At 41.0% G+C, this 22,732-nt stretch carries 21 protein-coding genes and 1 pseudogene; all 22 read right to left on the reverse strand.

The window, feature by feature from the left end:
* Positions 1-61 precede the first annotated feature (61 nt).
* A complete protein-coding gene (locus QM867_RS06680) occupies positions 62-919 on the reverse strand; it encodes a DUF4299 family protein (RefSeq protein WP_414315390.1) in 858 nt (285 codons plus the stop codon).
* Positions 920-1,043: 124 nt separating this feature from the next.
* Positions 1,044-2,030, reverse strand: a complete 987-nt coding sequence (locus QM867_RS06685) for a rhodanese-related sulfurtransferase (protein WP_414315391.1) — start codon at positions 2,028-2,030, stop codon at positions 1,044-1,046.
* A 133-nt stretch (positions 2,031-2,163) separates the two neighbouring features.
* Positions 2,164-2,761, reverse strand: a pseudogene (locus tag QM867_RS06690) (type II CAAX prenyl endopeptidase Rce1 family protein).
* 156 nt (positions 2,762-2,917) lie between these two features.
* Positions 2,918-4,402 carry an ABC transporter substrate-binding protein gene (locus QM867_RS06695; RefSeq protein WP_371608078.1) on the reverse strand — a complete coding sequence of 495 codons (1,485 nt, stop codon included), beginning with the start codon at positions 4,400-4,402 and terminating at the stop codon, positions 2,918-2,920.
* 109 nt (positions 4,403-4,511) lie between these two features.
* Positions 4,512-5,432 carry a carbohydrate ABC transporter permease gene (locus QM867_RS06700; RefSeq protein WP_001074703.1) on the reverse strand — a complete coding sequence of 307 codons (921 nt, stop codon included), beginning with the start codon at positions 5,430-5,432 and terminating at the stop codon, positions 4,512-4,514.
* A 13-nt stretch (positions 5,433-5,445) separates the two neighbouring features.
* On the reverse strand, positions 5,446-6,375 hold the full coding sequence (locus QM867_RS06705; RefSeq protein WP_001032156.1) for an ABC transporter permease: 930 nt from the start codon (positions 6,373-6,375) through the stop codon (positions 5,446-5,448).
* A gap of 214 nt (positions 6,376-6,589) precedes the next feature.
* Complete coding sequence (locus QM867_RS06710; RefSeq protein ID WP_414315392.1) at positions 6,590-7,705, reverse strand: DUF4767 domain-containing protein; 1,116 nt, start codon at positions 7,703-7,705, stop codon at positions 6,590-6,592.
* Between the two features lie 220 nt (positions 7,706-7,925).
* A complete protein-coding gene (locus tag QM867_RS06715) occupies positions 7,926-9,806 on the reverse strand; it encodes a beta-N-acetylhexosaminidase (protein ID WP_414315393.1) in 1,881 nt (626 codons plus the stop codon).
* Positions 9,800-10,669: an ROK family protein gene (locus QM867_RS06720; RefSeq protein ID WP_315640190.1), complete on the reverse strand. Its 870-nt coding sequence runs from the start codon at positions 10,667-10,669 to the stop codon at positions 9,800-9,802. The genes QM867_RS06715 and QM867_RS06720 overlap by 7 nt, the downstream gene beginning before the upstream one ends.
* Positions 10,670-10,752: 83 nt before the next feature.
* The gene (locus tag QM867_RS06725) at positions 10,753-13,398 is read right to left on the reverse strand and encodes an alpha-mannosidase (protein WP_414315394.1); all 2,646 of its coding nucleotides are present in this window, start codon (positions 13,396-13,398) and stop codon (positions 10,753-10,755) included.
* 241 nt (positions 13,399-13,639) lie between these two features.
* Entirely contained in the window at positions 13,640-14,920 is a 1,281-nt protein-coding gene (locus tag QM867_RS06730; protein ID WP_315640193.1) for a glycoside hydrolase family 125 protein, read from the reverse strand.
* 819 nt (positions 14,921-15,739) lie between these two features.
* Positions 15,740-16,012 (reverse strand): hypothetical protein, encoded by a 273-nt coding sequence (locus QM867_RS06735; RefSeq protein ID WP_414315395.1) that lies wholly within the window; start codon positions 16,010-16,012, stop codon positions 15,740-15,742.
* 61 nt (positions 16,013-16,073) lie between these two features.
* The gene (locus QM867_RS06740; protein ID WP_414315396.1) at positions 16,074-16,493 is read right to left on the reverse strand and encodes a DUF1492 domain-containing protein; all 420 of its coding nucleotides are present in this window, start codon (positions 16,491-16,493) and stop codon (positions 16,074-16,076) included.
* A gap of 608 nt (positions 16,494-17,101) precedes the next feature.
* Positions 17,102-17,416 (reverse strand): hypothetical protein, encoded by a 315-nt coding sequence (locus QM867_RS06745; RefSeq protein ID WP_045616698.1) that lies wholly within the window; start codon positions 17,414-17,416, stop codon positions 17,102-17,104.
* Between the two features lie 354 nt (positions 17,417-17,770).
* Positions 17,771-18,274: a hypothetical protein gene (locus QM867_RS06750; protein ID WP_371608122.1), complete on the reverse strand. Its 504-nt coding sequence runs from the start codon at positions 18,272-18,274 to the stop codon at positions 17,771-17,773.
* Positions 18,275-18,372: 98 nt separating this feature from the next.
* On the reverse strand, positions 18,373-18,831 hold the full coding sequence (locus tag QM867_RS06755) for a hypothetical protein (protein WP_268710293.1): 459 nt from the start codon (positions 18,829-18,831) through the stop codon (positions 18,373-18,375).
* Between the two features lie 11 nt (positions 18,832-18,842).
* Positions 18,843-19,019 (reverse strand): hypothetical protein, encoded by a 177-nt coding sequence (locus QM867_RS06760; RefSeq protein ID WP_333502600.1) that lies wholly within the window; start codon positions 19,017-19,019, stop codon positions 18,843-18,845.
* A gap of 294 nt (positions 19,020-19,313) precedes the next feature.
* On the reverse strand, positions 19,314-20,954 hold the full coding sequence (locus QM867_RS06765) for a phage/plasmid primase, P4 family (RefSeq protein ID WP_414315397.1): 1,641 nt from the start codon (positions 20,952-20,954) through the stop codon (positions 19,314-19,316).
* A 19-nt stretch (positions 20,955-20,973) separates the two neighbouring features.
* Positions 20,974-21,834: a primase alpha helix C-terminal domain-containing protein gene (locus QM867_RS06770; RefSeq protein WP_414315398.1), complete on the reverse strand. Its 861-nt coding sequence runs from the start codon at positions 21,832-21,834 to the stop codon at positions 20,974-20,976.
* Between the two features lies 1 nt (position 21,835).
* Positions 21,836-21,982, reverse strand: coding sequence for a hypothetical protein (locus QM867_RS06775; protein WP_333502603.1), 147 nt, complete (start codon positions 21,980-21,982; stop codon positions 21,836-21,838).
* Positions 21,975-22,250 carry an XRE family transcriptional regulator gene (locus QM867_RS06780; RefSeq protein ID WP_333502604.1) on the reverse strand — a complete coding sequence of 92 codons (276 nt, stop codon included), beginning with the start codon at positions 22,248-22,250 and terminating at the stop codon, positions 21,975-21,977. The genes QM867_RS06775 and QM867_RS06780 overlap by 8 nt, the downstream gene beginning before the upstream one ends.
* A complete protein-coding gene (locus QM867_RS06785; protein WP_414315399.1) occupies positions 22,243-22,584 on the reverse strand; it encodes a DNA-binding protein in 342 nt (113 codons plus the stop codon). The genes QM867_RS06780 and QM867_RS06785 overlap by 8 nt, the downstream gene beginning before the upstream one ends.
* Positions 22,585-22,732 lie beyond the last annotated feature (148 nt).

A 22,732-nucleotide genomic window follows, 5' to 3' on the forward strand; every position in this document is an offset into this window, starting at 1 on the left:
TCAGAAAACTAATCTTGTTCGCTTTTTAACTTTATAGAAACTTTTGTCACAGATTCCTTATTTATCTATTTGCTAAAGCTTCAAAATCCTCTCCTGAAACTGGTCCTACCTCTACTTGGTTGGCATCCAAATCCTGACAAAGTTCCTTTGGAAGAACTTCTAAAAAGGCTTGGTAATCCAGTCTAGCTACAGCTTCATAGTCTTCAGGCTTAGAACCATCTCCAGAGATTTTTACCAGGTCAATCTCCCAGACAAGCTCTTTTCCTACCAACTGCTCAACATAAGGCACAGGAACAACAGGACCTTTTGGCAAAATAGTCTTAACCCCCTGAGCCAAGTGATAGATGCCGTGGATCTTACCCTCACCATCTGGATAAAATTTCGCACTTGCAGGGTAGGCATCTGACTCTTGAACCTTTTTGACTAATGCTTCAAAACGTGCCAGTCCATCTTCTTCTAGGAAACTTTCTAAATCCTTCTTATCAAAGTAAATAGTTGATAGAATTCCTTGGCAAAAGGCCAAACGAGCAGCCTTATCAGCTAGATAGTTCTTAACCGTTTCTTGGAAATAGTTTTCCAAATCAAAGTCTGCCAAGCCTTCAACCGCTTCACCAACCTTGCTAGACAAAGCCCGCAAGAGCCCTTCTACAATCTCCCAGTCAGCTCTTGTAATCAGGTCAGGAATGATCACTTGATAGCCTTTTTGAGCATCTGCATAACGAACTTTAAAGAGAAATTGAGACTTGCCTACGATTCCACACTCGATATACTCAAGGCGATTGAGGGGTTGACGGAGGTAGACAGCATCATAACTATGTGACTCTAAGCCATCTACCAAGGCCAAGACTGACTTAGCTGTAAGAATCTCCTGTTGTCCTAAAATACTTTGTTTATTGGGAATAAAAAATGTTTTCACCATAAATGGTCTCCTTTGAAATCGTTTACATATAGTATACACCATTTTCCTGAAAGATGCAGAAACAAATTTAAGATTTTTTAGTCAAAAGCATAGAAAAACAGCCCTTTAGGACTGTTAATGTTTATTATACAACTTCAGAATGATCTAGGCTCTCACCAATTTCTGCTAGACGCTCGATGACTTGATCTTGTGTCAATTCATGTTCTAAAACATAGCGATTACGTGGGTGAACACGACACTCGTGTGAGCAACCACGAAGATATTTGTCTTCGTTGTCTTCTGATGCCAAGATACGGCGGTTACAGAATGGATTTCCACAGTTGACATAGCGTTCACATGGTGTTCCATCAAACCAATCTTTCCCTACAATGGTTGGATTGACATGGTTGACATCGACTGCAATACGTTCGTCAAAGACATACATTTTCCCATCCCAAAGTTCCCCTTGAACTTCTGGATCTTTCCCATAAGTCGCAATTCCTCCATGCAATTGACCGACATCTTTGTAGCCTTCACGGACCATCCAGCCAGAGAATTTCTCACAGCGGACTCCACCTGTACAGTAAACAACGACACGTTTATCCATGAACTTTTCCTTGTTATCACGGACCCATTGTGGTAATTCACGGAAGTTGCGGATGTCAGGACGGATAGCCCCACGGAAGTGTCCAAGGTCGTACTCATAGTCATTACGAGTATCAAGGACCACTGTATCTTCATCTAGGAGGGCTTCTTTAAATTCTTTTGGAGACAAGTAAGCACCTGTCGTTTCAAGTGGGTCGATGTCGTTGTCAAAGTTATCATCCTCTAAACCAAGGTGGACAATCTCTTTCTTATAGCGAACAAACATCTTCTTGAAGGCTTGCTCACTTTCTTCGTCAATCTTGAACCAGAGGTCTTCCATACCTGGAAGGCTGTGAACATAGTCCATGTATTTTTGCGTTGTTTCGTAGTCTCCAGAAACGGTTCCGTTGATCCCTTCGTCAGCCACTAGGATACGGCCCTTGAGCCCGATAGACTTACAGAAAGCCAAGTGGTCTGCAGCAAATTGTTCCGCGTTTTCGATGGGAACATATTTATAGTAAAGTAAAACTCGAATATCTTTTGTCATAAGATTGATTCTCTTTTCTAAGATTAAATTATCAGAATTTTTCATTCAACTATACCAGTATACTCTCCCAAGAAAGCGAATGCAATTTATTTGACCGAAAAATGAAAAACAAGACCCATTTTCAGATTTTGTTTCAACTAAATATTCGATGAAGAAAAGTTAACAAAAATGGCAAGGTTGCTACGATATTATTCATAACATGGACTGCATAGCTAGGATAGATACTCTTGGTATAACGAGTTAATCCAGCACAACATACTCCAAATGACGAAAAAACAAGAATATCTAGGAAATTGGGAAAGCTTGAAAAGTGAGGAAGAGCAAATAAAACCGAAGGAAGAATCAGGTCAAGTAGAGACCCAACTCAGCAAAATTTGTCCCGCTATAGCCAATCAACACAGCCCAACCTTCAGAAGTTGATTGTACATGTCTAGCTGTTTGGAAATTAAAAGTTATAAGGAGTACAGCTACAAGAACTGTTAGTAGTCCATACCACAACCATTTTTCTTAGGAATGACAAAAAGATAACCATGGCCTGTCTTGATTAAAATCCCTATCATGATGCTAATAAAGACAAGACTGATAAGGTTTCGGATCCAGAAAAAATTGCCAATCTGAGAAGAAAATTTCCAATAGTTTTGGATAACAAGAGTCAACTGAGAAAGCCCATATACGAAAAATAAGTAGGATAAGATTGCACTGATTTTGAAAAGAGGATAGTATTTTTTCATATGTCTATAACCAATGTTAACTGTTAGAGCAAAACTCTGAACAAAATGCAGATAATTATATGCATTTATTATAAAAAGAATCACCACCTCATCCGGAAAAACCAGATAAGGCAGTGATCGCTCTTTTTAGGAATGAATACACGAAATCAATTATTCTTATGATTTTTTGCTTTTCAAGAATTCGTCGTATTGTTTTTGCATTTCATCCAATACTTTTTGGTAAGCACCTTCAGATTTAAGTTTTTCCATCAATTCTGGAATAGCTTTTTCTGGGTCTACAGTACCAGTGTTGATAGCTGTATCGAATTGTTGCATAGTGTTAGTGATAGCTGAGATTTCAGATTTCACGTTGTCAGTGTTAAAGATGAATCCAAGCGCTGGAGATTCTTTTGCAGTTTCCAAGTCTTTCTTAGATTGTGCAATTTGCTCATCTGTAACGTTTTCGTTGATGTAAAGGATCCAGTTGTTACCAGTGTTCCATCCTGACATGTGAGTGTTTCCTTTGTATCCATCAAGGACTTTAACACGGTTTTCTTTACCTGCAACTTTTTCCCAGTTCTTGCCTTCTGGTCCATAAACAAGTCCGTTCAAGAGTTCTGGGTTAGTGTTCAAAAGGTTCAACACTTCCATTGCTTTTTCTTTGTTCTTAGAGTTGTTTGAGATTACAAAGTTTGCAACTTGAGTTGTTTGGTTTTTCTTGATGAAGTTAGTAAATGGTTTGATTTGGATGTCTCTGTTAGCAACACGAGAAAGCAAGCTGCTACCGTAGTCAGCTGGTCCTACTGTTTCTTCGCGAACAAGCCAAGTATCTTGAGTAAGGTCATATGAAGTTTCGCTTGTTGCTACGTCTTTTGGAATGTATCCTGCTTCATAGAATTTGTGAAGAGTCTTCAAGTGTTCTACGAAACGAGGAACTTCGTAACGGTTTACGATCTTAGTAGTGTCACCTTCAAGGTCGATGACAAATGGAAGTCCGTTTGCAACTGGGTAGTCAAAGTTTTCTGATGGGATAAAGTTTTTACCAACAGCGAATGGCATTACATCTGGAGCTTTTTCTTTGATTTGTTTCAATACTGGTTCAAGTGTTTCATATGAAGTTACACCTGAGATATCGATTCCATATTTCTCAAGAAGTGGGCCGTTGAAGGCAAAGTTTTGTGAAGATGCAACGTTGGCTGCAACTGGAACTGCATAGATCTTACCGTTTACAGTGTTACCTTTGATGTAAGCTGGGTCAAGTGCTTTGTAAAGGTCAGCTCCTTCTTTCTTGTACAATTCTGTCAAGTCAGCATAAGCACCTTTTTGAGCATTTACAACATAGTTAGATGCAAAGGCGATATCATAGTTTTCACCAGATGATGTGATAACTGACATTTTCTTATCATAGTCACCCCATCCAAGATATTGGATATCCAATTTAGCACCAACTTTTTCTCCGATAATTTTGTTTGCATTTTCTAGCAATTCATCCAAGTTATCTGGTTTGTCACCGATTTGGTACAATTTGATAACAGGTTTGTCACCTGAAGCAGAGTCAGCAGCTTTTTGGTTGTTTCCTTTAAGGTTTCCACAAGCTGCAAGGCTAGCAGCTAAAGCGACAAGGCTAGCAGATGCAAACGCATATTTTTTCCAGTTTTTCATTATAAAAACTCCTTTTTTTATTTTTAAAGTTATTAACAAAATTAAATTGTTGATTTTCCTTTGTCAGAAAAATCAGAGTTAGAGAAGAAACAATGTTTCTTAGACTTCCTTACTCTTTAACACCACCGATAGTCAAACCTTTTACAAAGTAACGTTGGAAGAATGGGTAGAGGATCGCAATTGGAACAGTCGCAACAACGACCATGGCCATACGACCTGTTTCTTTTGGTAGGGCAACTGCAAGCTGTCCTGACATACCAACTGACTTAGCAATGTAATCCATGTTGTTTTGAATTTGCATGAGCAAATATTGCAATGGATACAAGTTATCACTCTTGATGTAAAGAAGGGCGTTAAACCAGTCATTCCAGAATCCAAGCGCTGTCAATAGTGTAATCGTTGCGATACCTGGTAGTGACAGTGGCAAACAGATTTGGAAGAAGATACGAGCTTCACTAGCTCCATCGATACGAGCTGATTCGAGGATTGCTTCTGGGATGGTTTTCTTGAAGAAGGAACGCATCAACATGATATTAAATGGTGATAGAAGCATTGGAACAATCAAGGCCCAAATAGTATCACCAAGGTGAAGCAATTGAGTCACCACGATATAGCCTGGTACCAAACCAGCATTGAACAACATACTAAGAAGAGCGAAGATTGTAAAGAATTTACGATACTTAAATGTTGAACGTGAGATGGCGTAAGCGTAAGTTGTCGTGATGAAGACGTTTGTCAATGTACCGACAACTGTCACAAATACTGAGATAAAGAGCGCTTGTAAAATCTTATCTTTGAACTGAGCCAAAAACTCAAAACCATCTAATCCAAATTGTGATGGGAAGAAGCTATATCCATATTGAACGATACTCTTCTCATCTGTAATTGAGATAATGATGACAAAGATGAAAGGCAAGATACAAGAGAAGGCCAGCAAACCAGAAATGATACTAAAGAAGATATCTGCTTTTTTGCTGAAGGAGTGTATGCCAACATTATCAATTTTTTCTTTTTGAATTTTTTTTGCCATATGCTCCTCCTTTCTAGAATAGTGCTGAGTTAGGATCAACACGTCTTGCAAGTAAGTTTGATAGAATAACGAGAATCAAACCGACGACTGACTGATAGAGACCGGCTGCTGATGCCATACCGATATCTGCTGTTTGGGTCAATCCGTTAAAGACATAAACGTCCAATACGTTTGTTACGCTATAGAGCTGACCAGCGTTGTGAGGGATTTGGTAGAAAAGACCGAAGTCTGCACGGAAGATGTTTCCGACTGCAAGGATGGTCAATACTGTCACAAGTGGTGTCAACTGAGGGATGGTTACGTTACGGATACGTTGCCATTTGCTAGCGCCATCCACTGTCGCTGCTTCGTAGTAAGTTGGGTCAATACCCATGATTGTAGCGTAGTACATAACACTACTGTATCCGAAGCCTTTCCAGATACCTAGGAAAAGGAGGAGGTAAGGCCAGATACTGATGTCTGCGTAGAAGTTAATCCCTTTCATTCCGAGAGCTTCTAAGGTGTGATTGATAAGCCCTTTATCGATATTTAGGAAAGCATCTGTAAAGAAACTGATGATAACCCAAGATAGGAAGTACGGGAATAACATAGAAGTTTGGTAGATTTTAACCATTTGCTTAGAGCGAAGTTCACTAAGGATAATGGCAATCCCAACCGATACGATCAAACCGATAAAGATAAATCCAAGGTTGTAAAGGACAGTGTTTCGAGTGATGACAAAGGCATCTTTTGAACTAAATAAGAATCTGAAGTTATCTAGTCCAACCCATTTACTATTTATAATACTGTGAACGAATCCTTCACCAGTCATATGGTAGTCTTTGAAGGCAACCACATTTCCAAATACTGGGATGTAGAAGAATAAGATCAACCAAAGTGTCCCTGGTAAAACCATTAAGAGAAATATCCAATTATCTCTCAAAGTTTTTGAAAACTTGTTCATAATTTCCTCCCTTTTTATTTTTCTAAAACTTGATAATCTCACAATTTTTAGACTTGATAACGTTTACAAAAATAGTATACTCCTATTTTAAGGATAGTTTAAACTACTAATTATAGAAAAAACTCCACAAATTATTTTATGTGGAGAACTTTTTTATATAAGAAGGATGTTTCACGAGAAACGCCTTACTTGCAAGAGGAGTTGCCCATCTCTACTAATTGAAAACTCCTTCCAATATCGGTTGGTGAAAACTAGCAAAATGAACCTGGGCATTTATAATGGTACCTGCTTCGTTTTTCTCAATCTCCGGTTGCCCCTCAGTATGTAAAATAGAGGGGCGACCATCTTTGTATCCAAATAGAATCACCTCTGTCCCTGCTTCATTCAGATAGCAGGCTAAGATTTCAAACCGTTTTTCTCCAAAACCAGCAGTATAGCCATGCCATTTAAAAGTATATTTGACTCCATCGACTTGCCCAAATTGCATAATCTGATCTGGGACTGCAAGCCCATAATAGCGACCATATGTTGCTAGGTTAGTCGACTTAAATTTTTCACCTTTACTATCTGAATAGGATTCCATGGCTATTTTTATCTTGTCTGTTAGAGCACTATAGTCTGTATCTGGCTCATTCTCTGTAGTTACGCCCGTTTTTAAGAGAAATTCCTTAAAACCTTGCGCTAAATCTGTGTTTTCAGTCTCTTCAAAATTCGCAGCACTGATAGTTTCTAGTGTCTTATCAGCATACAAAACCTGCGCTTGCCCATCCTTGAGTGTAAATAGGTAGAAATGGTTTTCCTGATTGTCATAGTAGGCATCCAAAACCAAGTAATCATAGGCGTTGTCACTGGACACCCCGAAAATATTCCATCTGACTTTTTTCTGAGAAACAGTTGTTGTTTCTAATTTTTCAATGAGTTCATTTTTTTCATCAAAATTTCTATGCTCTAGTCTATGATAGGACTGCCCCATAGAAGAAGCCCAGCTTGCAAACTCTTCCTGCCACTTTTCGGTATTGTATTGGATTAGCTTCTGAAAATCCGAGTAGTTCTTCATAATCAAGGCTTGACCAGTCGGATTAGATAGTTGAAGTTCTTCCATGGCTACAAGAGTAGCAGCCATAGGTGATTGAACAGTTGCATCCTTGGATTCTTTTTCGTGCGCAAGAGCCTTTTGATAGGAATCCGCTAGGTAGTGAAAATAGTTGGTTACTTCCTTGGTTTGTTGCTCCCTCGGTGTCGATGGACTAGTTGTGTTATCTTCTGTCGCCTTGTGGCAAGCAGATAAAACTAGCACACTCGCACCTAGGACTAGTAGTAGCTTTTTCATAGTCAAACCTCCAAACTATCCTTATACTCAATGAAAATCAAAGAGCAAACTAGGAAGCGAGCCGCAGGCTGTACTTGAGTACGGCAAGGCGAAGCTGACGTGGTTTGAATTTGATTTTAGAAGAGTATTATACCTTCATTATACTCCTTCCCAACCTCCAAATCAAAAAAACATCTCCATGTATTAAAAAGGAGATGTTTTAACTATTTGTGATAAATTTCTAGGTCGTATAAATAGTCGAAGCTGTCGCAATAGTATGCCATTGGTTGGCTGTTGTAGCTGCGAAGTCCTTATCTGCGTAGAAGTCAGTAAATGGAAGAATCTCTACTTCCAGCTCGTCGATGCGGTCAATTTGACCAGCCAAATAAGCCTCGATACGGCTTTCTGCTCGCTTGATTCGTTGCAAGAGCCCACCCATACGGATATCTACCGTATCCAAACCAAAGACCTTGTTTTCTTTCAACCATTGCTGGCTAAAGAGCTTGTGGAAGGTTTCAATCTGGCTTCTGAGTTTTGGCAATTCTTCTCTGGCGATTTGTTTCAAGCTGTCTTTATCATCTGCTTGATAGGCTTTACGAATGCGTCGTCCTACATCAACCTTGCTACTTAAAATAACATTCAACTGGGCCTGAGTTTCGAAAAGATAAGCATAGGCGCCAGCTTTTTCTTTAATGTCAGAAAGAGTCTCAGCTGCTTGGGCAAAGTGAGGCTTGTCCTGTTCAGGAGTCATGTGCTTGTCAAGAATTGGGCAAAGAACATCCTGATAAAAGACGTAGCGGTTGGGGTTAATCCCACTCAGATTTCCTGGTAGGTCTGGCAAAAGATTGGCCAAATCAAGCTGCATAAAGTCCTCAACCGATAGACCTGTATTAGTCTTGAAATGAGCAGACAAGCGCTCTAAATCATTTCGGTAGCTGAGTTCTGCCCAAATTTGCAAACTTGGTAAGATAGAGAATTGAGCTGTTTCACCACCATTGTCCCCCCAACCAGTCACAATGATTTCCTTAATCTGATTTGCACGGCAGGCTTTGTTTGCTTCGATAGCGATGAGACGACTGAAATGGTTGTGTGGTGTGAAACCAATCCACTTCCAAGCACCACCTGCAAAGGCAATATCCTGGCTAATCTTGTGGTGGTTACCGAAGTTACGATTGTATTTTTCTTCGCTATCCTGATAATAATCCCAGTAAACCAAGGTCACACGGTCTTTAAGGCGGTCAAGAAAAACTCGTGTTTCCTCTGGAATTTCCACATCACGGTCGTACTGGCCATCTGCTGACATGAGTTTGAAGAACATATCGCTCCACATCTGGCAGTGGAAACCATACTTGTCTGCAATATCCAGCACGCGCTCCAAATGTTGGCACATGAGGAGGCTACGGTCCACAACACCGTTTAAGATGAGATAACGCCCCAAACCAACCAAGTGAGCTTCGTCCATTCCGATGTTGACCTTGCGAGTTTGCAGTTTAGATAGAGTTGCAAACATACCGTCAATCAGGTCATAGACTTTTTCCTCACCGATGAGGAGAATGTCTTCTACATCACGAAGTTGCTGGACTTCTTTGACTCCCCATTTGACAAAGGCTGATAAGTGAGCCAAGGTCTGGATACATGGGACAAAAGTCATATCAAACTGCTGGGCGTATGCTTCAATTTCCTGTAACTCTTCAGCTGAATAAGCCCCGCGGAAATAACCAAAATAAGGTTGCCCTTCAATCTGATAGGTGTCTTCCATGTAGAGCTCAAAGGTTGAATAACCCATGAGAGCCAAGACCTCAATCATCTGCTTGGCAGATGCAACATTTAGAACTGCATTTCGCGAACAGTCAGCCATGTAGGCTAAATCTTCGTAAGCAGCCTGTTCTTCAATCTCGACCTTGTCTCCTTCTGCTAAAGCTGTTGCTAGCACAGACAAGGCACGGTAGAGTTGATGAGGTTTTCGATAGGTCAATTGATACTGCCCCTTCTCACCCTTGATAGAGATGGAGGCTTGGTCAGACTGAGCGACTGCCACTTCTACATCCGGTAGGGAGATGTGATTTTTTAATACTTCAACAGCTTGCGCTTGTTTGGGACTAAGTCCTGTAAATCTTACCATTGGTTTTCCTCCTGTAACCAGTTGACAAGGGCACCGTAGAGATTGGCATCTGCGTGATAGGTGCAAGCTTGAATGACTGGAGCAATTGTATATTCTTCATATCTTTCCACAAAGGTATCTACTGCTTCTTGCACACCCTTAATAAAATCAGGGTTCTGACTGATAGAGCCACCTAGGCTAATGACATCTGGGTCGATCAGGTACTGAATATTGAGTAGTCCTTGAGCTAGATTACGATTCATACGCTCAATGGCTTCTTGGCAAAGGACATTGCCTGCTGCAGCCTCTTGGTAAACCTTACGGCCATCCCAGTCTGACTGACCAGACTTTTCGATCACATAGCGAACCATATTTCCTGTAGAAGCTAGTTGTGACCAGTTATTGAGTTTTTCTGCTGGTTCGATGGTGGTCATGTAGCCAAACTCACCACCCAAGCCATGGCGACCACGGTGAAGCTTGCCATTGATAATCATGGCCCCGCCAATCCCTGTGCCAATGACAACACAGGCGGCATTTTCAATTTCAGGATGAGCTAGCAGTTCACTAAGTCCAACACAGTTGGCATCATTTTCTAGATGGACAGGTAGATGGTGATGAGCAAGGGCCTGGTACCATGAAAATCCATGAATGTAAGGAATGGCACTAATTCCCTCAACCACTCCTGTTTCTTGATTGACCGCTCCTGGAACACTCATAGCAATCCCACGATAGTCCTGTTCTGACAAGCGTTGGTCCAACCAAGCCAATAAATCTTCTAGAGTTTCTGGAGTTGGAGTGCTGGTCTTATCTAAAATCTTTCCATCAGAAGTTAGACTAGCAAACTTAATGCCAGTCCCTCCGATATCAATCGTTGCAATGGTCATTGCTTTCACCTGCAAAAGGAGCGAATCAGCAGTTGGTTCTTACTTTTTCGCTCCTCCTTTCTGTTTATGTTTACTTTTTGAAACTAAATTTCTTCTTTTTGAATCAATTCTGTACGAATTTCTTGTGGTGCCAATAGTCCTGAATGGACTGGGTATGGGCGTTCCAACAAGTCAAGAATGGTTTGTTGTTTTTCAGACACACGGATATTTTCTTGACTCATGTTGTAGTAACGAAGGACATAACCTTCTTCATTCTCAGCTACCTTAAAGGATGTCGGGCAGACTTGTGGCAAGTTCAGTGCCGGATGGTTAAAGAGGCTACCCGTTGCTGCAACGCTCCCCTCTTGTTTTGCAACTTGAAGAGCTGTAAATGGCACCTGGAAGGCTTTGGCACGACGGAAAGCGGAGAAGCGTTCCCCTGCTTGGTGACATTCTACTGCAAACTCAACTTCGATAGCTCGCAAGCACTGAGCTTCTGGTGTTGGGAAATAGCCCCAGTCACCGAGTTCGCCTGAAGCACGAAGAAGGGTTACAGCCATGGTGTCATCTCCAAGAATTTCATATTCGTGCAATCCTTTATTGGATACGGTCACTCCTTTAACATCATCATACAAGCTGACAAAAGCTTGTTGGTGTTGTGGATTTTCAGGATTTTCCCAAGAAGCTGCTGGTTTATTTGGTCTTGTCACAACTTCATAGATGCTTTCAGAAGCATTGCTTGGACGAGTGTTATGAGTTTTCACCAAGAGACGAATGCGGTGGTCTTTGGCTGTATTAGTAAAGCGAGTCTTGAAGCGAATCTGTGGATTGTCCACAAAGACAGTCATTTCTGTTTCAAGAGGAATGGTTGTCAACTCTTCTGAACGACCTGCATCTCGTTTCATGAACTCGATGATACCTCTTTGTTCTGCATCCAATTTTTCATCTGCGCTAACTGGAACAGTCAAGTCATGTTTGAGCAAGATTTTGGCATAGCGAGCATTGTTTTCTAAGACTTCATAACCTTTCAGTTGAGCATAAATTGGCTCAGTTCCTTTCGGCTGGAAGTAAATGTACTCGTTACCAATATCTCCACGGTCCTCGAATTGGATGAAATCTTCGTAGGCTTCATTCGTAGTCTTGTCGTAAACTGTAATTCCTTCATCTACACTCACTGTTACGAATGGGGTATCAATGACTCCATTTTGATAAATACCATCTCGGTATTCTACTTGGCCTTCAACTAATTGGAAGCTTGCCCAAGAAAGCGGAGCAAGGTGAACTGGGATTGTCACGCGCACTTGACGTGCAATATAAGGTTGACGGAATTTATCCTTGGGTAAGGTATAACCAAAACCTGCCCCCAAGTCTTCAATCTTAGCTTCAATGACATGACCATCCAAATCTTCAACATGGTAGGTTGGTAAGGTCACGGCTGCCATCTTCTTGTAACCTTCAGTCGGATGCAATTCTTTGAAATCACAAGTAGCCACATCCACTACAACACTAACTGTATCAACCTTGTCATGTAAAGCTGTGTTGACAACGGTAAAGAGGTAGTCGCTTTGCGCATTTTGAGTAGCTAATTTACCCTTCCATTCGTTAAGAAGATTGGTCTTAACAAAATTCCCGACTTGATTAACCTTGGCAAAACGAACTTCCATTTCACGGTGAACTTCGTCAATACTACATCCACAGATGCTATCGTGTGGCGCATTTTGCAAGAGCACTTTCCATGCATAGGTCAATTGATCCTTATGGTTATGACCGCCAGTGATGATGGTCAACGGTTCCACAACCTGCTCTAACAAGTTGCTATTTTCTTGAAAGGCTTGTTTGAGGTAAATACGGGATGAAGAGGTGTTAGCAAGAGTATACCAACCATCCGTTTCCTGACTAGTCAACTCACCTGTAACCGTTGATAGGTGTTCAGGAAGTGCACTTTCCACTGCTTGCACATATTCGTCAAAAGAACTGTGAATAAAGGTCACGTCAGGGAAGAGTTCGTTTGCCACACGAATCGCTTCGCTAATATTTCTCTGTACAGGCTGGTGGTCACAGCCGTTCATCATCAACCATTGGTTGGTCGATGCATAGTCACGGACATCTGCTAATTTTTGCTTCCAGAAAGTCAAAGCCTCGTCTTTATCCACTGGAATTTCATTCCCGTTACTGTACCAGTTAGCAAAAAGAATGCCGAGTACACGGCTACCATCAGCTCCCTGCCAGTACATCTCAGAAAATTGAGAGGTAAACTGTTCATCTTCAAGGACTTGATTGTCAAATCCGATTGGCTTCACACCACGTCCAAAGGCTGCGACGTGAATACCTGATTTTTGAAGGATTTGAGGAGCCTGCCCCATATTTCCAAAGGTGTCTGGGAAGTAACCAATTTGAGTAGATTTGCCCCATTTAGCACATTCCGCTTGTCCAATCAAGGTATTGCGGACGTTAGCTTCACTGGAAATCAAGTAATCATCCTGCAAGATATAAAAAGGACCAATCTTGAGCTTGCCTTCGTCGATATAACGCTGCACCTTGTCACGGTTTTCAGGACGAATTTCTAAATAGTCATCGAGGACGATGGTTTGTCCATCCAAGTGGAAGCTCTTGAATTCAGGGTCATTTTCAAAAAGATCAAACAGATTGTCAAAAAGTTCCACCAATTGCATACGGTGACTTTCAAAAGGTAGATACCACTCACGATCCCAGTGGCTGTGAGAGATGATATGTACAACAACATTTTCCATGAGTAAAACCTCATTCTAACTTAAATTTTTAATGTTTTAAATATAAACTTGTAATTCTAACAAGAATCAGTGAAGCTAAAGCGTGCTCCTTATACTCAATGAAAATCAAAGAGCAAACTAGGAAGCTAGCTGCAGGTTGCTCAAAGCACTGCTTTGAGGTTGTAGATAGAACTGACGAAGTCAGTAACATATATACGGCAAGGCGAAGCTGACGTGGTTTAAATTTGATTTTCGAAGAGTATTAGCGAATATCCAAGTAATCCAAGACTAATTCGCAGAACATCATGTTGGCCCATGAGAACCATTCGCGTGAGTAGAGTGTCGGATCGTCTACGTGGAAGCTTTCGTGCATCACACCTGTTCCACCATCACAGGCAACCAACTGATCTAGCAAGAATTTCTTCTCTGCCTTATCCGTTGTTGTCAATCCTTGGATAGAAAGGGCAATCGGCCAGATATAGCGGTAGAAGGTATGAGAACTTCCAAGTCCACTTGCGTACTCTCCTTGGTAGAAGTATGGATTTTCAGGGCTCAGGATAGTGCGACGAGTTGCTTGATAGACTTCATCGTTAACATCACAGTAACCCAGATACGGAGCGGCTAATAAGCTTGGTACGTTTGGATCATCCATGATACTAGCATTTCCTAAACCATCTACCTCAAAGGCATAGATTTTCTCGCCCTTGCTGTTTGTTGTGTAGGCATAATTTTCGATTCCTTCTTGAATCTCAGCTTGGAGTCGTTTGGCATCAGCAATAATACTTTCGCTATCTACTAGATTTAATTCTGCAAAGATTTCCTGGACATAACCCAAGACAACCACTGCAAACATATTTGACGGAATCAAGTAACTGTATTGACAGCAGTCATCACTTGGACGAAAGGCTGACCAGGTCATCCCTGTCACAGCAAAGTCTGGCCCAAAGCCGTCATTTACCAAGGTATCTTCCTTGCGATCAGTATCACGAACAAAGCGATAAGGAGAGTTCCTGTGATCTTGCTCCACCGTCCAAAGATGAAGGATTTCCTTAGTCGCTGTAACAAAAGTCTCATCAAACTGGCTAGTCTCACCAGTTTCCTTCCAAAGGAGATAAGCCAATTGCAAGGGATAGCAAAGCGAATCCACTTCATATTTGCGCTCCCAAATCCAGCCATTGAGGTCTGTATGATCTGTCTCGTGGTGACCCTTCCAGTTCTCTTCAATGTTGAAGGAGTTGGCATAGGGATCTTTGAGAATCAAAGTCATCTGACGTTTGACCAACCCAGCAATGGTTTGACGTAAACGAGGATCTCTTTTAGCCACATGGAGGTAAGGTCTCAGCTGAGCAGTTGAGTCACGAAGCCACATGGCTGGAATATCTCCTGTCAGTACAAAAGTTGAGCCGTCTTCTAAGATCTCAACTGTATTGTCTAAAGTGTCTGTGTAGCAACGTTCAAAGACATCTACCCATTCAGGATGATCTTTAGCACGCTCTGCCACCTCATCTAGCCACTCTCTGACAATTTCTTTTGAATATACCATAAACTATTTTGCCTCTTTCAAACAAATTTTCATTTTCAGTATATAGCTTTTAGTCCAGAAAATATATACACAAATGTTAGTCATTATTCTACAAAATCAAAAATTGCTTATTTTATGTTTCTTTATAGTTCCCTAACCCTTATATCACGCGCTTTTTAACAAAAATCACTAATATTACTGTTTACTACTTGCTCCCCCAAAGTACGCAAAAAGGGGAGCAAAAAAGCCCCACAAAAGGGCTAGGATTTAACGAGTTCAGCAGGCAAGAAGCTAGCACGGTCAAACGTGCTTTTTTATTGCTGGTTGCTGATAGGTATATTATACCATGAAGCGCGTGCTTTATGATGTTATACCTGTAACTCTTTGCCTTCATTTTCAAACATAATTGTAGGAACTTCAGAGTAGAGTCTCAATGTTCTTGTATTTAAAAGTTTTTTAGGTTATAATCTAAGCAATGAGAGTTACTACCTCCTACATTAAAGGCGTCGGCTGTGGGGGGTGTGTGCTCTCTTTTTTATCTCACAAAAGCCCTCAGATTTGCTTCTAAGGGCTTGTAGTTTATCCGTGGTGTTTTAGTTGTCCAGTACGAAACAAAGCAAAATAGGGGGCGAATATGAAGCCTACGCCTACATTTGCCTACTTATACGCTTCTAGCTCTCCGTTCTGGTGGAATATGTTCATAATTGTTCATTCCCAGAGAGCATTTTTAAATTTTTCGACGTCGGGCGGGATATGTAAGAACTTGTTAGTACCTGACAACATTTTATGAGCTGTTCAACGACTGGCGATATGTGTCCATAAATGTCCATATTTTCTCTCTTAAATCTCAACATTTCTCAACAAAACACCACCACGATAGCTTTTAGCAAAGTCTAGCAGTATCTCAGCTTTGAAACGTTCATACTCAGCCCTATCAATGTCTAGTGTCTCGTATATCTGCCATAACTTCAACCTCTCTCCAGTTCGTCTTGTAAAGAGATTGGCGAATATCTCACGTCGTACATCGTCCAGATTGTCCCTGAAGGCTTCAATCACGCGCAGCAGCTCCAGCGCTTTAGCTTCAAATGCTCCATCTTGGCCGTCTAGACTCAATTTTACCAGTGATGGATAGCTTTTTAGAAATCTTTATACCTGTTTAACTGTCTATTTTTTATCAATCTGCATTTACAATACTTGCCAAATGTTCTAAAGCTTCTTTTCTAGCCTGATATATCGAAGTTTTAGACTTACCTAATTCTTCAGCAACCTCCCAAGCGTCGAGATCATTCAAGTAAAAAAGTCTTAGAACAGAACGCTCAAGTGGATTGTCCAGCTTATCGATTAGCCCCGATATGGCCATTCTCTCCTCAGTAAGTCGCTCAATCCTCCGGAGCGTATCCTCTTTTAGCTTCAGAACACTTATAAGATTGTTCTCTGTCTTGTTCTCTCTGCTTGTCTGCACCCTGCTATGGCTTAGTGTTGGCTTTTCGATAATACCACCTTCCAGGGCTTCCAATTCCAAATATAAGCCTTTGATCTCCTTGCTTATCCACTTAACGCCCTCTAGTTTTTCTTTTACCTGCTCTGGTGTCATGCCTTGGCCTCCTCCATGATATAATAATTGTGTTGAAATTATTGCCAAGGTGGAGAGCCTTGGCTTTTTGCGTTTTCTCTAGCTTCGCTCGAGGTTCATTTATTCCCTGGGAAGTATTTCCCGTGAGAAAAAATGTACAATGACGGGTGAAGCTCGTAGAAGCGCGTGGGGAGGGAGATAGCCCCCGTATCTCCTTATGGTTTGATAAGCAATTAAGGGATGTTTTTATCTCTCTTATTTCCTTATCATTCTGCAAGCAATTAAGGCAAGTTATTTCTTTGCTTATCTGCTTGTCATTCTGCAAGGAGTAGATCCGAAATAAGAGGGCTAAAAACTCCGCTTATCTGCTTGTCATTTCTCAGGGAGTTAAGGAGAGTTATTATTGCTCTTATCTGCTTGATAAATGATAGGGGGATATACCCCACTTTCTCAGGCTTCGCTCTAGCTTCAAGCTATGTAATCTTCTCTGTTCGTTCTCTGTTCAAGAGCTATTTTCTCGGCGTTCGCTCGGAGTTCAAGTACATGTACCCTTGTATTTTAAGCATATCTTTTTTGCCACAATCTCACCTTTTCTAACCCTTGGAAAAACTCGTCATCTTACCAAAACCTTACCATTCCTCTGGTTCGCTAAACATACTTTCAGGAAAGCCACAAACTGAAATTAAATACTGACAAGCGTTATAATCTACCCAAAGCGCTCCATCTTCTGAGTGGTGGAAATACTTATCTGGTAGCGTTCCAAGGTATGCACCCATTTTATAAATAGATACCCCACCTTTTTGGCTTGGTAACAGTCCAGTATATCCTCTGCGTAGTCCATGATTCAAAGCGTTGCTATTGCCATATTTTGGTTTTCTGTTGCCCCTGTTGCCTTTTGCTACTTGGTTGCCCGGCAAAAATCTCCCTCGGCTATCACGTTCCATATTGCACCTTTCTACGGTGTTCGTTTGGTAGAATTGTTCCATTACTACAAATTATCTAAGGCCTCCTAAACTACTTAGTTAATGGGTAGCTTTAGAGGTGAAAAAATCAAGCTAACTTCCTGATAGCACTACATTCCCTAATACCTTTAAACATTTCAAAAAGGGAATTTTTCGGACAGAAGAGGGCAGCGTTCTTTTCCTCTAGCAAAATATACCCCCGTCTGAAAATAAAGGGGGTATCTCTGCCTCTTGTCTCGTATTCATACATGTTTAGTATCTTGTAATTGACTGTTGTAACTGTGTTCTTTATTTAGATTTGTTTGAAAATGTTCCAAAAAACTACTTCATATTGTCTCACAATCTCAAACCATTCAGCCAAAAGCTATCCCCTTTTCTGGTGTAGTTAACAAACTTTTGATAATGCTTGTAATACTTGTCACGCTTCATATACTTTGGTCTTTCAGGAAAACTGTCAAACATATATCCGCCACGTTTGGGACTCCAACCTGGTTCTACCTTTCTAGCTTCCCTAAGCGCAAGCTCCCAATAGTATTGGCAATCTGTCTTACTTCGGTTCAGTGTTGACTTGTGTATTTTCTGGCATGATCCACAACCATATAGCAAAAGTCTCTTATAGAGTTTTCTGCATCGTTTACCACAAATAGGACAGAGAAAAAAGTAGCGATTTCCTCCCTTAGTTCCTGGTATTCTTGCTAAATCAAAACGATCACGTTCAAAGGTGATACACAGATTATCTAGGTCTATTTCTAGTTTTCTACCGTCCAACTCAGCTATACCGTGACTGATATTCTTGTTTTTCATTGGCTTTATAAATGTCTCTATGGTTATTGATTTTATAACTTCCATTCGTTCAAAAATCCCCCTATATAGAAAAACCCAAATTGATTGGGTTTAGTAGCAATGAAACCACAAAAAGAGGCAATGCCCCTTTGCTGCTATTCTTCACTGAGTAAGCCGCTTACTACCACATTACGGATAAACTGAGCTTGTTTTTCTTTGGGCAGTTGCAGGGCTTCAAGCAAAGACTCCAGAGCTTGCTTGTCTGTGCTTGCAATCAACTTTTTAATGATATTCTGGAACTGCCCTTCTAGGTACTCACAAAAATGGATCCGCTGTGCTTGTGTTGGCTGCACTGGTACTGGTGAACTATCTGCAATCAGCAAGAAGCAGGCTTCCGCGATTTGGGCGAATAACTTTGCACGCGCTTCAGGGTGTCTGTATAACTCATAGGCGTTTATGCTGGTGTCTTCTGCCCGGAGCTTCTCACCTAGTTCAATCAATTCAGGCGTATCTTCAAGACACACCGGTGTTACATCCGCCATAAAATCGTCACGCTTACGGTTGAGTTCCTCCAGTTCCTGATCTGCCTGTTCAAAGTATGCTGGTTCTGTCATGGGTTTCCTCCTTATTCTTTGTATAGGACCAGTAACGCTGTGATTGTATCTAAATTTTCATAGTCGCCACTAGTTGCCTCTGTATATTTCACGTCAATAACTTCAACGCCTGCCATAAAGTCGTTTACCTGGTTTTCAAATTCCTGCAGGCTTTGCTTCTGTTGCTGATAAAATAGCTTGACTTTCATTTTTAGCTCCTTTTTTATACGCTTCTTGAAAATTTTATACACTTGTTTTTGAAAGTGTATAAAAAATAAAGTCAGTAGTACCAAGGGTTTTGCTATTGTTTTATACACTTTATACACTTTATACATTAAAATAAAAATATATATAGGGGATAATAGGAACCCCATTTTTGAAACATAATATAAGGAAATTTTTTTATTTCCGTGTTTTTTGTATAAAGTGTATAAAACCCTTGATATGACAACGTTTTTAAGTGTATAAAATTTTTGCCCTACTGTATAAAGTGTATAAAATTCTTATTTTCTTTTCCTTCTCTTTTTGTACTCTGGCCAATGGTTGTAATACCCGCGTTCATTCTTTGGCTTTTTCTGCTTTTCGGGTGTTGCCCTACCATTAGTATAGGCTACGCTTGCAAACGGCGGTAGGTCTTCTTTAGGATAAAAACCTTTATGGATCTGTTGCCCTGCAGGGATAACCTTCTGGCCAACTGCAAAACCTTCAGGCAAGTTGCTTTTGATTTCTCGATGTAAGCCCATTTCTGACCTGTTTTCTTTAATACCATAGTATTCTAGGAAACCTTTCCAAACGTGATAGACAAAACTATTAGGGATAAACTCACTTGTCAATTCATCAGTAAAAAACTTAGAAACAAAATCAATAACGGGGTTCATATCCTTGTGGTGTTCTTCTAAAATTTCAATCGACTTCGTAGGGTTAATGTCAGCGATTGGTGTTTCAATGGCCAACTTAACCAGGTACTCCAGCACTTCTTTGCGGTTAATGTAATCGTCTTTGATAGCCTTATTAGGTTTATCTTTAAATACTTTGGTAAAAGGTAAAATTCTAAATCGCCTATCAATAGCTGACTTATCTCCGTTCATTCTTGGTAAACCATTAGATGACTGTACCACCGTCATATTAAGGCGTATGCTGTAAGGGCGTTTTCCTTTGTCCTCTATGGTCATTATGTCGCCTGTTGCTAAGCTAAACATATCTGAAGTGTCTCTAATTACTGCGTCCTTTTGTACATCATCACCGATTACAAGCGACTTTCCCAATAATATAGAAGTTGAAAATTGGCTTTTTGTTAAACCAGTGATCTTCAAACTGGCCACATTTTCCATACCAACTAGGTTTATAAGTAACTGCTGAAAAGTTCCTTTTCCTGTTCCACCTTCACCGAAAAGCCAAAAGATCTTTTGTAATGACTGCCCTGTGATGCTTGCTTTTATAATTTGGATAGCAAGGTTATAAAGCTCCTCGTCACCGTCAAACAACTCTAAAAGCCAAGCTGTCGGCTTCCAGCCGTTAATTATAGGCTCTTCTGCCCCAGGGTTATAACCTGTTTTTATCTTTCTTGTTGCTGTAATCTCTGGTGTAGTTTCTTCAAAAATGCCTGTCTTAGCATTGTATAGCTGTTTCCCAATTACAGTATAATTGCCTTGGATTTCCCTCATTCGGCTTTGTCTTGCTATTTTATAAAGCGTGTCAAATGCCTGTTTTTCTGTTGTGTTTGGATAAATGACAGAAATAAGATCTTGCAAAAATTCATTATCCTCTAACCAGATACCAAAATCAGGATTATAGAAATATAGTGGGGCTTTTTGCCCTTGTGCCTCTGGCTTAATTCTAATAAATCGGATATGCTTTTTTAACATAATAGCAACTCCCAGCGGATTAGTTGGTAAAGCCTTGCTGCTCTTTTCCTCGCCTTTCTGCTGGGCTAGTTCTTCATGCTGGGCCTCGGTCAACCTGCCGGCCTTTACATTTTCAAGGTGTTTGCTGTCTGTCATAACTTCTTCATAAGCTTGCTGATAAGCCTTGTCTTTGATTTCTTGACACTCTTTGATAAGCTGCCCCCTAACACCTTTGAAAGTCTTAAAGTGCTTATCTTCACTTTCACGCACCTCTAATATTTCACTTTCCAGGCTTTTCAATTTTTCCTTTTCTATGGTCCTACCCTCTCTTTCTGTATTCTGCCCGTGCTATGCTGCTGAAAGTACGGTCTAGTTCCTCGATTGGTAAAGGTTCAGCAGTCACGCTATTAGCTATCTTTGTAAGTTCGTAGGCGGTCTCTAGGTCACAATCAACCCACTTGTTAAAGAGTAAACCTACGAAGCGTGTCAGTGCTACGTTGCGCCCTCCCTCGTCTCCAAAGCCATTAAAAAGCGTGTCAATGATCCTCATGGTCATAGATCTCTGCCCCCTCGGTCTGGGTGTGAATTTACCAGTAGTTTCTTGCTTCGCTCTTGGTTCAACCTTGGGGACTGGATAATCTAGGCCATGCTCGACAATTTTCTGATATTCGGATGGTTCTCCAGTGGTTACTGGTAGCCCTTGGAGTTGTGACCAGGTTAGACTGGCCATGTCAAAGGGTAGTCCTATCTTGTCAGCAATCTCCTTCACTACCTGCTTATAGGTTGCCTCATTCATCACGTTGTCAGGCTTCACTACAAGGCGAAAACGGGGCTTTTCTAAGCTATGTTTGATAGTCGGGTATAAGATATAGGAGTAGCCAAATAAAGCGCTAGAAACGGCCCTTATAAAGCCCTCAGTCGTCTCCTGTATATCGTCATAATCAAGAAAAATCAAATCCCGATATACTAGGCTGGTGTTGTTTCGCTTGTAACTCCCGTTTTTCTCCGGCATAACCTTACCACTTAAACAATATGGCGCCTGGGTTCTTTTGTATTCCTCCGGATCAGCACTTTCAGGGACTACAAAAGGTTTAAAGCGTTCAATATACTGGAAAGGCTCAATCTTATCAAATGGATAGACAAGATTACCCTGAAAGCCTCTAGCCTCGTAAATTGTCATACTATCGCCCCTTTTTTCGTTTCTTCATCAGTTTCTTCAGTTGTTTCCGTGCTTTGAGTTGCTTCAACTTTGGGCGTCTGACCTTGGTTTTATCTTCCTTGGCTAACTTCATACCAGCATAAGCTGGCTCTGTCATGTATCTACCCATTTTTCACCCCAAAAAACTTCCAGATGTCAGATATTTTATAATAGATTTTCCTAGTATCTTCTAGTGGGGGCTGGTATCGTCTTAGCCCAGCATCTTCCCACTTTTGAAGTGTCTTATATTTTACGTCTAACTCGTCCATGACTTCCTGGGCTGAGATTAACCCTGTCAATCGTGGTTTGACTGTATCACGCGCTTCCAGGTAATTCTCCACAAGCTCCAGAACGCCATGAGTTAGCTCATATTCGCTTTCTTTGCTGAGACTAAACATATTCATCAGCTCCCTTCAGTAGTTGCTTGTAGCTCTCTAAATCAGCATTTAAAAGGACAGTTAGGCGCTTCTGTTCCTCCTGTATTTGGTTATAGAACGCCTTTGCTCCATCCAGTAGCTCCTCTTTGTTAGCTGGGATAAAGTAGCCTCTGAAAGCTCCGTGACGTACCCCGATGATAGGAACACCGTAGCGCGTGATCAGACGGCTGATAATGTCCTGTACTGTTCTTTCTGCTAGTTTGGTGAGTAAGCTGATTTCTGCCCCTGTTATGGAGTTCTCAGCTCCTACCTTGATTAGTCTTAATACTCGCTTGTCATTCTCTGTCAGACTCATTCAATCCCTCCCCATACATTGACCCCTGCAAGCTGGATATATCGCCCATATTCAGGGTTTAAATCCTCGCTAGGTATTTCTATCGTCTGTTTGCTTTCTCGCTCAATTTGAGCGCTTTTTTTGCGGTCTCGGTGGTTTAGATAAAGTA

The sequence above is a fragment of the Streptococcus infantis genome (assembly GCF_047463635.1).
Lineage (GTDB): Bacteria > Bacillota > Bacilli > Lactobacillales > Streptococcaceae > Streptococcus > Streptococcus infantis_W.